Annotated in this window: 11 protein-coding genes; 8 read left to right on the forward strand and 3 right to left on the reverse strand. The window is 69.3% G+C overall.

Annotated features, from left to right (window positions below; all coding sequences use genetic code 11):
* The first annotated feature begins 174 nt into the window (after positions 1-174).
* The 7 genes from dapF (at position 175) to KF903_RS04045 (ending at position 5,854) form a co-directional block, all read left to right on the forward strand.
* Positions 175-1,023, forward strand: coding sequence for a diaminopimelate epimerase (dapF, locus tag KF903_RS04015; RefSeq protein ID WP_291211307.1), 849 nt, complete (start codon positions 175-177; stop codon positions 1,021-1,023).
* 55 nt (positions 1,024-1,078) lie between these two features.
* Positions 1,079-1,795: a DUF484 family protein gene (locus KF903_RS04020; RefSeq protein WP_291211310.1), complete on the forward strand. Its 717-nt coding sequence runs from the start codon at positions 1,079-1,081 to the stop codon at positions 1,793-1,795.
* 1 nt (position 1,796) lies between these two features.
* Positions 1,797-2,696 carry a tyrosine recombinase XerC gene (locus KF903_RS04025; RefSeq protein ID WP_291211313.1) on the forward strand — a complete coding sequence of 300 codons (900 nt, stop codon included), beginning with the start codon at positions 1,797-1,799 and terminating at the stop codon, positions 2,694-2,696.
* Positions 2,697-2,785: 89 nt separating this feature from the next.
* Positions 2,786-3,319, forward strand: a complete 534-nt coding sequence (gene hslV, locus KF903_RS04030) for an ATP-dependent protease subunit HslV (protein WP_291211316.1) — start codon at positions 2,786-2,788, stop codon at positions 3,317-3,319.
* 136 nt (positions 3,320-3,455) lie between these two features.
* Entirely contained in the window at positions 3,456-4,793 is a 1,338-nt protein-coding gene (hslU, locus tag KF903_RS04035; RefSeq protein WP_291211319.1) for an ATP-dependent protease ATPase subunit HslU, read from the forward strand.
* 37 nt (positions 4,794-4,830) lie between these two features.
* On the forward strand, positions 4,831-5,445 hold the full coding sequence (locus KF903_RS04040; protein WP_291211321.1) for a hypothetical protein: 615 nt from the start codon (positions 4,831-4,833) through the stop codon (positions 5,443-5,445).
* 25 nt (positions 5,446-5,470) lie between these two features.
* A complete protein-coding gene (locus KF903_RS04045) occupies positions 5,471-5,854 on the forward strand; it encodes a DUF971 domain-containing protein (RefSeq protein ID WP_291211324.1) in 384 nt (127 codons plus the stop codon).
* Positions 5,855-5,884: 30 nt separating this feature from the next.
* On the opposite strand, the gene KF903_RS04050 is transcribed toward KF903_RS04045, so the two are convergent.
* The 3 genes from KF903_RS04050 to KF903_RS04060 form a co-directional block, all read right to left on the reverse strand.
* Positions 5,885-7,801, reverse strand: coding sequence for a DUF2207 domain-containing protein (locus tag KF903_RS04050; RefSeq protein WP_291211328.1), 1,917 nt, complete (start codon positions 7,799-7,801; stop codon positions 5,885-5,887).
* Entirely contained in the window at positions 7,798-8,334 is a 537-nt protein-coding gene (locus KF903_RS04055) for a LemA family protein (RefSeq protein WP_291211331.1), read from the reverse strand. The genes KF903_RS04050 and KF903_RS04055 overlap by 4 nt, the downstream gene beginning before the upstream one ends.
* A 69-nt stretch (positions 8,335-8,403) precedes the next feature.
* The gene (locus tag KF903_RS04060; RefSeq protein WP_291211334.1) at positions 8,404-10,308 is read right to left on the reverse strand and encodes a DUF2207 domain-containing protein; all 1,905 of its coding nucleotides are present in this window, start codon (positions 10,306-10,308) and stop codon (positions 8,404-8,406) included.
* A 175-nt stretch (positions 10,309-10,483) separates the two neighbouring features.
* On the opposite strand from KF903_RS04060, the gene KF903_RS04065 reads away from it, so the two are divergent.
* Positions 10,484-12,343, forward strand: a complete 1,860-nt coding sequence (locus KF903_RS04065) for a M1 family metallopeptidase (protein WP_291211337.1) — start codon at positions 10,484-10,486, stop codon at positions 12,341-12,343.
* Positions 12,344-12,359: the final 16 nt, after the last annotated feature.

The raw sequence follows: 12,359 nt of genomic DNA on the forward strand, positions 1-12,359 counted from the left end.
GGTCTTTCAGCGCCGGATCAGTCCATGTCCTGTCGTATCGCCCGCCTGTGTGTCGTGGCCGTGATCGCGGCGCTGCTCGCCGCCTGCGGCAACAAGGGACCGCTGGTGCGGCCTGGGGCGTCGGCATCGGCCGCGGCGCTCGCGGCGGCCCCGCCGCCCCCGCGCTGAGCGCGCATGGGTCTGCGCTTTGCCAAGATGCACGGCATCGGCAACGACTTCGTCGTGCTCGACTGCCGCGCCGCGCCGCTGACCCTGACCGCCGCGCAGATCCGCAGCCTGGCCGACCGTCATCGCGGCGTCGGCTTCGACCAGCTGCTGACCATCGAACGCAGCCCACAGCCCGATTGCGCGTTCGCCTACGGCGTCTGGAATGCCGATGGTTCGCGCTCGGGGCAGTGCGGCAACGGTTTGCGCTGCGTGGCACGCTGGCTGGCGCGCGAGGGCGTGCTCGGGGTCGGCGTGACGCGGCTGATGAGTCCTTCCGGCGTGGTCGAAGTCGAGCTCGGCGATGACGGCCGCGTCGCCGCCGCGATGGGCGTGCCACGATTCGCGCCGGCCGACATTCCGTTGCTCGCTGCGAGCACGGCCGACAGCTACCGGCTCGATCTGGCTGGCGAGGCGATCGACATCGGTGCGGTATCGATGGGCAATCCGCATGCACTGGTCGAGGTGGCCGACATCGCCGCTGCGCCGGTGGCCACGCTGGGCCCGCGCATCGAGCATTGCGCGCAGTTTCCGCAGCGCTGCAACGTCGGTTTCGTGCAGGTGCTGGGGCGCGATGCGGTCGCGCTGCGGGTGTGGGAGCGCGCTGTCGGCGAGACGCTGGCCTGCGGCAGTGCCGCCTGCGCCGCGGTGGCGATCCTGCGGCGGCGCGGCCGGCTCGATGCGAGCGTGCGCGTGCGTCTGCCGGGTGGCGAACTGCAGATCGACTGGCCCGGCGGCGAGGCGGCGCTGCGCATGAGCGGACCGGCGGCATTCGTGTTCGATGGCGAGCTCGATCCCGACATGCTGGTCGGATCGTGAGCCTGGGCGCCGCTTCGCCTATCATGTGGCGGCGAGGCGCACCGATGAGGAACCCATGAGCGAATTCAGCGTCAAGGACGGATTGAGCGCGATGGATGTGGCCGGCTACCTGCGGCGCCATCCCGATTTCCTGTCGGCGTTTCCCGACATTGCGCTGGCGCTGCAATTGCCGCGCGAACAGGGCAAGGCGGCCTCGCTGGCCAGCTACCAGCTCGACGTGCTGCGCGACAAGAATCGCGAGCTCGGCCGCCGCCTGCACGAACTGGTCGAGATCGCGCACGAGAACGAAGCGCTGATGGTGCGCGTGCACACGCTCACGCTGGCGCTGATGCGTGCCCGCAGCCTGCCCGAAACCGCCACGGCGGTGGTGGCGGCGCTGGCCGAGGATTTCCGCGACCCGCCGGCCTATACCGGCGCCGCGCCCGGCGCCTCGCTGTTCGTGCGCCTGGTGTTGTTCCGCGCCGATCCCGATCTGCCGGCTGCCGACTGGCTCATCGCCGAGCCGGCCGGCAGCGTGGCCTTCCCGGCCTTCGACGAATTCTTCAAGCGCGGCGAACCGCTGTGCGGGCGCCTGCAGCAGGACAAGCTCGACGCGTTGTTCGGCGCGCGTGCCGAGCAGGTGCAATCGGCCGTGTTGCTGCCCATTGGCGTGGGCATGCTTGCGATCGGCAGTACCGATCCGAATCGCTTTCATCCCGGCATGGGCACCGTCTTCCTCAAGCTCATCGGTGAGGCGATCTCCACCGCGGTCGCGCGGTTCCCGCTGACCTGACATGGCCGCGCCGCTGCAGCAGGCCGTCGACGGCTACCTGCAGAAGCTGCGCGTCGAGCGCGGCTGCGCCGCCGGCACACTCGCCAACTACGCGCGAGCACTGGCGCGCCTGCACGAGCGCGCCCAACAGCTTGCGCTCGCCGACTGGTCGCAGGTGCGCGGCGAGCAGTTGCAGGCGCTGCTGGCCGACCTGCACCGGCACGATCTCGCCGCCGGCACGCTGCGCCACACGGCCTCGGCCTGGCGCGGCTTTTTCCGCTACCTCGCCGGCGAAGGCGTGGTCGCGGTCAACCCGGCCCTGGGCCTGCGCACGCCCAAGCTGCGCCGCAAGCTGCCCGAGGTGCTCGACGCCGACGAGATGGGCCAGCTCGTCGAGGTGCCGGGCGATGATGCCGAGGCGGTGCGCGACCGCGCGCTGCTCGAGCTGCTCTATTCGAGCGGGTTGCGCGTGTCGGAGCTGTGCGACGTGCGCTGGCGCGATCTCGACGCGCAGGAAGGCACGCTGCGCGTCACCGGCAAGGGCAGCAAGACGCGCATCGTGCCGGTTGGCGCCAAGGCGCTGGCGGCGCTGGCGGCGCTGCGTGGGCAGGATGGCTGCGGTCCGGACGATCCGCTGGTGCGCGGCGTGCGCGGCCGGCCGCTGAGCCCCAATGGCGTGCGTGCGCGGCTCAAGCGGCGCGCGCAGCAGCAGGGCGTGTGGAAGCGCGTGTATCCGCATCTGTTGCGTCATTCCTGTGCCAGCCACCTGCTCGAATCCTCGGGCGACCTGCGCGCAGTGCAGGAACTGCTCGGCCACGCCGACATCGCCACCACGCAGGTCTACACGCACCTGGATTTCCAGCATCTGGCCAAGGTCTACGACGGCGCCCATCCACGCGCCCACCGCAAACGCGGCGGCTAGGCCGCCGGACCGCAGGCGATTGCTGTCCTGGGCCTTGGATTTGCCGGGCCTGCCCGCACCTCGGACTTTTGCCGCGGAGCCTGCTCACCATGGAAAGTTTCCACGCCACCACGATCGTCTCGGTGCGCCGCGAAGGCCGCATCGTCATTGGCGGCGATGGTCAGGTCACGCTCGGCAACACGGTGATGAAGGCCAATGCGCGCAAGATCCGCCGGCTCGGCAAGGGCGATGTGCTGGCCGGGTTTGCCGGCGCCACGGCCGATGCGTTCACGCTGTTCGAGCTGTTCGAGGCCAAGCTCGACAAGCACGGCGGCAATCTCACCCGCGCCGCGGTCGAGCTGGCCAAGGACTGGCGCACCGATCGCCGGCTGGGTCGGCTCGAAGCGATGCTGGCGGTGGCCGACAAGGAGGCCTCGCTGCTGATCTCGGGCAACGGCGACGTGCTCGAACCCGAGCAGGGCATCCTCGCGATCGGCTCGGGCGGACCCTACGCGCTGGCCGCAGCCAAGGCTCTGCTCGAGGGCACCGGGCTCGATGCCCGCGCCATCGTCGAGCGTGCGCTCAAGATCGCCGGCGACATCTGCATCTACACCAACCACAACGTGACGATCGAAGAGCTGTGATTCGGGATGGGTGATGGGTGAAGGCAGGTCCGTGCCGCGGCTCCCATCCCCCGATTCCGGTTGCGGCTGACCCGCGTCCAATCCCCAGTCCCGAACCCCGAGTCGCCCCTCCCCAACCACCCATCCCGCCACCCCAATGTCCGAACTCACTCCCCGCGAAATCGTCAACGAGCTCGACCGCTACATCATCGGTCAGAACGCAGCCAAGCGCGCCGTGGCGATCGCGCTGCGCAACCGGTGGCGGCGCATGCAGCTCGAACCCGCATTGCGTGACGAAGTCACGCCCAAGAACATCCTCATGATCGGTCCCACCGGCGTGGGCAAGACCGAGATCGCGCGGCGGCTGGCGGCGCTGGCCAATGCGCCGTTCATCAAGGTCGAGGCGACCAAGTTCACCGAGGTCGGTTACGTCGGCAAGGACGTCGAGCAGATCATCCGCGATCTGGCCGACGCCGCGGTCAAGATGACGCGCGAGCAGGCCAAGGCGCGCGTGCGCTCGCAGGCCGAGGACCGTGCCGAGGAGCGCATCCTCGATGCCCTGCTGCCACGGCGGCAGGGCGTGGGCTTCGCCAACGAACCGAGCCTGCCCGATCCGCGCGAGGCCGAAACCCGGCAGAAGCTGCGCAAGCAGTTGCGCGAGGGCGCCCTCGACGCGCGCGAGATCGAGCTCGAGGTGGCGGTCAACGTCGGCGTCGAGATCATGGCGCCGCCGGGCATGGAGGAGATGACCAACCAGTTGCGCGGCATGTTCCAGTCGCTGCAGGGCGGCAAGACGCAGACGCGCAAGCTCACGATCGCGCAGGCGCGACCGCTGCTGGTCGAGGACGAAGCCGGCAAGCTCGTCAACGACGAAGAGATCAAGACCCAGGCGCTGGCCAACGCCGAGCAGAATGGCATCGTGTTCATCGACGAGATCGACAAGGTCGCCCAGCGCGGCGAATGGAGCGGGGCGGGCGTGTCGCGCGAAGGCGTGCAGCGCGACCTGCTGCCGTTGGTCGAGGGCTCGTCGGTGTCGACCAAGTACGGCATCGTCAAGACCGACCACATCCTGTTCATCGCATCGGGCGCGTTCTCGCTGGCCAAGCCGTCCGACCTCGTGCCCGAGTTGCAGGGGCGCTTTCCGATCCGCGTCGAACTGGCCGCGCTCACCGCCGAGGATTTCCGCCGCATCCTGTCCGAGCCGCACCACGCGCTGACCAAGCAGTACGTGGCGCTGCTGGGCACCGAGGGCGTGGCCGTGGAGTTCACTTCCGATGGCATCGAGCGGCTCGCCCAGGTGGCCTTCCAGGTCAACGAGCGCACCGAGAACATCGGCGCGCGGCGCCTGCACACGGTGCTCGAACGCCTGCTCGACGAGATTTCCTACGAAGCGTCCGACCGCAGTGGCCAGCACTACCGCATCGATGCCGCCTATGTCGATGCGCATCTGGCGGCGCTGGTCAAGGACGAGGATCTGTCGCGCTACATTCTTTGAGCTTGCACCCGCCGCCGCACTGTCCGACCATACACACATGAACACGGTTGTGCCCTTCAAGGCGCGCGGCGTGCGCGCCGAGCTGCGCGAGGCCTTCGCGCAGCGCATTCCGCTCCGCATCCGTCGCGAACGCCTGCAACCCGGCGCGATCCATGGCTATGTGGTGGCGCTGTCGCGCGACTTCTGCCTGGTGGCCGAGATCGGCGATACGCTGCGGTTCGACGGCTACGTGGCGCTTGCGATCGCCGACATCAGCGCGCTCGAGGCCGATCCGGCCAAGGAGTTCGTGGAAAAGGCGCTGGCACTGCGCGGCGAGAGCCTGCAGGTGCCGCCGTCGTTCCGGCTCGACGACTGGGCCGCGATCGCGCGCTCGGCGATGGCGCAGGCGCCGTTGATTTCGCTCAACATGGTCGAAGACGAGGAAGGCGAGATCAGCTACGTCGGCCAGCTGGTCGACGTCGAGGCCGACGCGTTGATCCTGCGCGAGATCGACCCCAATGCGCAGTGGTATCCCGACACCGGCGCCTACGAATACGAGGCGCTTGGCTCGATCGGTTTCGGCACCGGCTATCTCGACGCGCTGTGGCAGGTGGCCGGCGCGCCGGGCGATCCGCAGCAACCGCGGGCCTCGTCGCTGCGCGACCACCCCTGAGCACGCGGCTGGCGCCGGCCCGCGCATGAGCACGTTGTTCCCGGTCGACATCGTCCTGCACAAGGTGTCGCAGGTGCTCGAGATCGCGTTCGACAATGGCGAGCGCTTCGAGCTGCCGGCCGAATACCTGCGCACGCATTCGCCGAGTGCCGAAGTGCAGGGGCACGGGCCCGGTCAACAGGTACTCGTCTACGGGCGCAAGTACATCAAGATCATGGCTGTCGAGCCGGTCGGCAACTACGCGCTGCAGCTGCGGTTCGATGATGGCCACGCCAGCGGCATCTATTCCTGGCAATTGCTGGCCGAGCTGGGCCGCAATCACGAGCGCAACTGGCAGGCCTACCTCGGCGCGCTCGAGCAGGCCGGCCGCTCGCGCGAACCGGGCGTGCGCCGCAAGCAAGACGGTTGAGCGCAGCGTCCGCTCGCCGCGGCGGGCGCGTTACCAACCGCCGCCACCACCACCGCCACCGCCGCCGCCCGACGAACCGCCGCCACCGCCGCCCGAGGATGAACCCGGTGCGGTTGAGGACGACGCGATCGCGCCGCCGAACGAAGTGCCCAGATGGCTGGCGAAGCCGTTGAAATCGGCGAGCCCGGAGCCGCGATACCAGCCCGCCGCACCGACGGCGGCCGCCGCTGCCGCGGGGCCGACCGCGGCAGCGAAGCGATCGGTCCAGTTGTTCTCCACCTCCAGCGCGAGCGCCCACGGCAGCATGCGCTCGAATTCGGCGCTGTCGAGCGTCGGCGCCCGCGCCAGCGCCAGCGTGTCGCGCTCGGCCACGCCCAGGTAGCGGCGCAGGCCTTCGATCTGGTCGAGCAGCTTGCGCCCGGCGAGCGTGGGCGCCTTCATCAGCTGCAGGAACAGCAGGTTGGTGGCGAGCAGGGCGAGCACCACGATCGCGAAGGCGACGCCTGCGAACATCACGAGGGCACCGATGCCGACGATCTCACCGATGACGAACGGCGTCGCGAACAGGCTCATCGTCACCGCCGCCGCCATGGCTGCGGCGCGCGCCCCGGGTCTGCCACGACGCACTTCGCCCCAGGCGCGCAGTACGGTCGCGCACAGCGCGAACACGCCCAGGCTCCAGCCGCCGAGCCACACCAGCATGAACAGTGTTCCGGCGCCGTGCCCCGTTTCCTCGATCAGCAACGCTGCGCCGACCACGCTGGCCAGCGTGATCACCGCGCCGAGCACGATCTGTCCGCGATGGGTGTTGAAGTAACGGCCCGCATAGCCGGCCTCCAGGTCCTGCTTGCTGGTCCGGAGTGCGGCCGCGATGCGTTGATGGGCGGAACGTTCGAGCGTGAAGCTGCGTGCGCCGGCTAGCAGGCCGTCGACGAGGTTCTGCTCGCTCGGCGGCAGGGCCACCGCGTTGGCGCGTTCGATGCGGTACGTGCCGCCGTCGTCGTCGATGCGGATCGCGCCGCGCACGGCGGCATCGACGAGATCGGCGGCCGCACAGCGCTCGTCCCAGGCCATGCGCCACACGTAGCGCAGCGCAGCGGGCGTGTGCCCGCCGGGCGGATCGTATTGCGGGATGATCGTGCCGGGCGCGGGATCACGTCCGACCCGGTTCCATTGCACGAGGTACCAGCCGAGCACGAGCAGGAAACCGGCGCCGAGCACGAGCAGCGCGGCGTTGTCGCTGAGCAGCCACGACAGGCGCTGCTGGGCATCGGGCGCGGCGACCACACCCTTCGGAAAGCCGACCACGAGGGTGAGGCCATGGTGCGGCGGCAATGGCGCGGTGGTCGCGAACAGGGCGTGCGATGCGGCGTCGGCCTGCGCGCTCCAGTCATGGCCCTGCGCTCCCTGCGCGCCGGTGTAGGCCGTCAGCTCGAGCTGCCCGGCCGGAATCTGGCCCGGCAGCGTGACGGTCGCGCTGGCGCTGTCGATGGCGAAGTCCCAGCCGTTGCCGGTCACGTTCCAGTACAGCTCGTCGTGGTTGGCAAAGAAACCGAGCTGGCGCGTGGTGTGGTAGGTGAAGGCGTAGACATACGCACCGGGCGCCAGCAGCGCGTCGCTGGCGCCGAAGTACACGCGCACGCCATTGTCGTGACGTTCGCTGCGGAACGGCTCGTCGTGCCCATCGCGGGTCAGCGCCAGCGGCTGGAACTGCACGCGCACGCGATTGCCGAAGCGGTCGCGGTAATCGGTGGGGAAGTCGCGGTAGATGCCGTGCCTGATCTGCAGGCCTTCGGCGCGCACGCGGATCGTCTCGGTGACGCGCATGCCGGCATCGGCCTCGACCACGATGTCGCTGTGGAAATCGAGGATGCGCTCGTCGGCCAGCGCGGGCAGCGCGGCCAGTGCGACCAGGGACACGAGGATCCAGTGCAGCAGACGATTCATGCCGGCGCGTCCTGGGTGGCGTCGGCGCGGTAGAACTCGGCGGCATGGAAACCGGCTGCGCGCGCAACCAGCAATGAGGGAAATGATTCGATGCGGTTGTTGAGGTCGCGCACGCTGCCGTTGTAGTAGCGCCGGGCATATTGCAGATGATCCTCGACTTCGACCAGGTCGTGCTGCAAGGCGCGAAAGCTGTCGCTGGCCTTGAGGTCGGGATAGCGTTCCTGCAAGGCGAGGATGCGATCGATCTGGTGCGCCAGTTCGCCCTCGAGCTGGGCCTTGTCGGCCAGACGCTGCGCGGCGATCGCGCGCGTGCGCAGCTCGGTCACGGTGGTCAACGTGGCGCGCTCGTAGTCGGCATAGCCCTGCACGGCGGCGACCAGTTGCGGCACCAGGTCATGGCGGCGGGTCAGTTGCACGTCGATGTCGCTCCACGCCGCGCGCACCTGGTTGCGGGCGCCGACCAGTTCGTTGAACAGCGCCACGCCGGCCGCGAACACGAAGATCGCCAGTGCCAGCACTACCCAAACCGTCATCCGGATCCTCCCGCGATTGCCGTGATCGGCATGGTAGCGGTGCCGGCCGGCGCCGCGGCAAGCGTGTCGTCACCAGCCGCCGCCGCCACCACCACCACCGCCGCCGCCCGAGGAGCCGCCACCGCCACCACCGCTGCTGCCGCCCGAGGACGAACCCGGCGCCGTCGCCGAGCTGCTGATGGCGCTCGCGAACGAGCTGCCGAGTGCGTCGGCGAACCCGGCCGGCGTCGTGCCCGCGGCGTGCCGCGAGTCGTACCACGACACGCTTGCCATCGCCGCCGCCGCAGCAGCCGGGCCGATCGCCGCGGCCAGCTTGTCGCCCCAGGTCTGCTCCGCCTCCAGCGCGATCGCATACGGCAACAGGCGCTGGTACTGGTCCACGGTCATCGCCGGCTCGCGCGCACGCTGCAGGGCGTCGCGCTCGGCGACGCTCAGGTACAGGCGCAGGCCCATGATTCGATCCACGAGCTTGCGCCCTTCCGGCGTGCGCGCAGCCATCAGGTGCGCCATCGTCACGTAAACGATGGCGATGGCGGCCAGCATCAGCGCGAACGCGGGCGTGGTGGCCTGCGCCACGAACCATGCGGCGGGCACGGCGGCTGCCGCGCAGACAATGACGGCGATGAGATGGCCGCGCGCCTTGTAACCGGCGCGGTGCCGGGTGAGGAAATGACCGGCGCTGCCGGTGGCGATCGCAACGAGCAGCAGGGTGGCGACGGTCGGCACGATCTCCTTTGCGGTGACCGTCAGCGGACTGAGGAACAGCGCCGCGGCCACCGCCGCCAGCAGCAGCAGGCCGCCCAGACAGCCGATGCCGCCGTGGCCACTGAAATTGGCGCTGGCGTAGTTCTCGCGCAGGTACTTGAAGTGGTTGCTGCGCGCCGCGCTGATGACACGATGATTGGAGTTGTCGAGCGTGAGGGTCTGCGCCGTGCCCAACAGCCCGTCGTCGAGCTCCGCCAGCGAGCCGGCATCGCGCCGATCGAGCTCGCCGACGCGATCCACCGCGTAGGTGCCTGCCGCGAGCTGGCGGATGCGCCACACTCCGCGGGTGGCCAGTTCCACGGCGTCGGCCGCAACACAGCGGTCGTCATACTGGCGCATCTGCACGAAGCGCGCCGCAGCCGGCGTCAATCCGGGTGGCGGCGCGTATTGCGCGATGATCGGACCGGCTTCGGGATCGCGCCCGACGCGCAGCCATTGCACGCCCATGAAGGCGCCCAGCAGCAGCAGGCCGATCGCCAGCACCGCTTCGCGCCGGGTGTTGCTGCCGAACCAGCCCAGCCGCTGTTTCCAGTCGGGCGGTGCCACGATGCCCTTGGGAAACGCGAACACGAGTGTCAGACCTTCACCCGGCGCCAGCGTGCGCGAGGTGGCGATGCGGGCGCGCCCGGCCTCGTCGATCGCAGCCTCGTAGTCGCGGCCACGGCTGCCCTGCGCCCCGGTGTAGCCTTCGATCGTGCGCGCGCCGCCGGTGGCGCTGGCCGGCAGCGTCACCACCGCGCTGACCTTGTCGATCGGGAACATCCAGCCGTTGCCGGTGACGTTCCAGTACAGCTCGTCGTGATCGGCGAAAAAGCCGAGCTGGCGCGCGGTACGGTAGCGGAACACGTACTCGTGTTCGCCGGCGGGCAGCAGCACGTCGGGGTTGCCGAACCAGGTGCGCACGCCGTTGGCGACGCGCTCGGCGCGCCAGTGCTCGACCGCCCCGTCGCGGAACACCTCGAACGGCTCGAACGTCACGCGCACCGCGCGCCCGTCGCGATCGCGATAGTCGGTGGGGAAATCGCGATAGATGCCGCGGCGGATGTCACGACCTTCCGAGCGCACGCGAATCGTTTCGGTCACGGTCATGACGCCGTCGGCGGCAATCACGACGTCGTCGCGAAAATCGAGGATGCGTTCTTCCGCCTGCGCGCCTGCGCAGCTGACCAGACCGATCACGCACCAGACCAAGCCCACGAATGCACGCATGACCGCCTCCTGTCCCCCGGCACTCCACGTGCGCTTGATAACACCAGTCCGCCGAAAAGCGAACTGGCGGCCACCGGCGACGCCCTGTTGCAGCACAGCACGCGCGGGCGCAGTGCCGGGCAGCGGCCACGCGCTGGCATAATCAGGCAATCATGTCGTTGTGGAGTCCGCCATCATGTCGCTGTTGCTGCGCGCCGCGTCGCTCGCTGCGCTGAGTGTGCTCGCCATGCCGCTCGCGCATGCCGAAGCCGACACCTTTTCCTACGCCCAACCCGACAAGGTGCGCGTGAAGTCGCTCGCGCTCGACCTGACGGTCGATTTCGCCGCCAGGCAGCTGGCCGGCTCGGCCGAACTGCAGCTCGACTGGCGCGACCGCGCCGCACATGAACTCGTGCTCGACACGCGCGATCTCGTCATCGACCGGATCGAGGCCTGGCGCATCGGCGGGCCGCCGCATGCGGTCAAGTTCGAGCTCGATGCGGCCGATCCGGTGCGTGGCGCGGCGTTGCGCATCGCGCTCGACGGCCCGGCGCCGGCGGTGCGCATCCACTACCACACGCTGCCGCAGGCCTCGGGCCTGCAGTGGATGACGCCGGCACAGACGGCAGGCAAGAAACAGCCGTTCATGTATTCGCAGTCGCAGTCGATCCATGCGCGCAGCTGGGTGCCACTGCAGGACACGCCGGCGGTGCGCTTCACCTACCGCGCGCACGTGGTCGTTCCCAAGGCGCTGCGTGCAGTGATGAGCGCCAACAATGATGCGCGGCACGCGCTCGATGGCGACTACCGGTTCACGATGGACGAGCCGATCCCGTCCTACCTGCTCGCGATCGCGGTCGGTGATCTCGCCGTACGCGAAACCGGCCCGCGCAGTGCGGTGTATGCCGAACCTTCGGTCGTCGAGAAGGCAGCCAAGGAGTTTTCCGACACCGAGAAGATGATCGAGGCCACCGAGAAGCTGTACGGTCCCTATCGCTGGGGTCGCTACGACATCCTCGTGCTGCCACCGAGCTTCCCGTTCGGCGGCATGGAGAACCCGCGCCTGACCTTCGCGACACCGACCGTATTGGTCGGCGACAAGAGCCTGGTGTCGCTGGTCGCGCACGAGCTGGCCCATTCGTGGTCGGGCAATCTCGTCACCAATGCCACCTGGCGCCACATGTGGCTCAACGAGGGCTTCACCAGCTACGTCGAGAACCGCATCGTCGAGGCCGTCTACGGCAAGGAACAGGCCGACGAGGAATTCATCATCGGCGCCGACGAGCTGCGCCGCGAGATCGCGGCGACGCCGCCGGCCACGCAGTGGCTCGTGCCGCAGCTCGACGATGCCGACGATGCGGCATCGGACTTCGCCTACGTCAAGGGCGCCTGGCTGCTGCGCACGCTCGAGGCGCGCTTCGGTCGCGCCGAGTTCGACGCCTACCTGCGCGGCTATTTCGACCACTTCGCGTTCCAGAGCATCACCACCGAACAGATGCTCGATTGGCTCCAGCCCAACCTACTCGACAAGTACCCGGGCAAGATGAGCCTCGACGAGGTCAAGGCCTGGATCTACGGCCCGGGCGTGCCGGCCGACGCGACGGTGCCGGCCTCGCCACGACTCACGGCGATCGCGGCCGCGCGCGCGCAGTGGCTGGCCGGGACGCGCAAGGCGCTCAAGCTCGGCGCCAAGGATTGGAACACGCACGAGTGGATGTATTTCCTCGACGGCCTGCCGACCGATCTCGACGCACGTCACGTGGCCGAGCTCGATGCGGCCTGGCATCTGAACGGCTCGCCCAATGCCGAGATCGCGCGGCGCTGGTACCTGGCCGCAATCCGCGCCGACTACCGTCCCGCGCGCGCGCAGATGGCCAAGTACATGACGCGCATCGGCCGCCGCTATCTCGTCGTGCCGCTGTACGAGGCGCTCGCCAAGACGCCCAACGGCCTTGCCTTCGCGCGCGAGGTCTACGCCAAGGCCAAGCCCGGCTACCACCCGCTGACCCAGGCCAGCATCGAGAAGGTGCTGGCCGGCAAGCCGTCCGGCGACTGAGTCGCGCTCGCCGCGC

It is taken from the genome of Dokdonella sp. (genome assembly GCF_019634845.1).
Classification (GTDB): Bacteria; Pseudomonadota; Gammaproteobacteria; order Xanthomonadales; family Rhodanobacteraceae; genus Dokdonella_A.

Bases quoted from the DNA above. Each gene is read 5' to 3' on its own strand.
- dapF (WP_291211307.1), top strand. From the start codon at position 175: ATGGGTCTGCGCTTTGCCAAGATGCACGGCATCGGCAACGACTTCGTC.
- KF903_RS04020 (WP_291211310.1), top strand. From the start codon at position 1,079: ATGAGCGAATTCAGCGTCAAGGACGGATTGAGCGCGATGGATGTGGCC.
- KF903_RS04025 (WP_291211313.1), top strand. From the start codon at position 1,797: ATGGCCGCGCCGCTGCAGCAGGCCGTCGACGGCTACCTGCAGAAGCTG.
- hslV (WP_291211316.1), top strand. From the start codon at position 2,786: ATGGAAAGTTTCCACGCCACCACGATCGTCTCGGTGCGCCGCGAAGGC.
- hslU (WP_291211319.1), top strand. From the start codon at position 3,456: ATGTCCGAACTCACTCCCCGCGAAATCGTCAACGAGCTCGACCGCTAC.
- KF903_RS04040 (WP_291211321.1), top strand. From the start codon at position 4,831: ATGAACACGGTTGTGCCCTTCAAGGCGCGCGGCGTGCGCGCCGAGCTG.
- KF903_RS04045 (WP_291211324.1), top strand. From the start codon at position 5,471: ATGAGCACGTTGTTCCCGGTCGACATCGTCCTGCACAAGGTGTCGCAG.
- KF903_RS04050 (WP_291211328.1), bottom strand. From the start codon at position 7,801: ATGAATCGTCTGCTGCACTGGATCCTCGTGTCCCTGGTCGCACTGGCC.
- KF903_RS04055 (WP_291211331.1), bottom strand. From the start codon at position 8,334: ATGACGGTTTGGGTAGTGCTGGCACTGGCGATCTTCGTGTTCGCGGCC.
- KF903_RS04060 (WP_291211334.1), bottom strand. From the start codon at position 10,308: ATGCGTGCATTCGTGGGCTTGGTCTGGTGCGTGATCGGTCTGGTCAGC.
- KF903_RS04065 (WP_291211337.1), top strand. From the start codon at position 10,484: ATGTCGCTGTTGCTGCGCGCCGCGTCGCTCGCTGCGCTGAGTGTGCTC.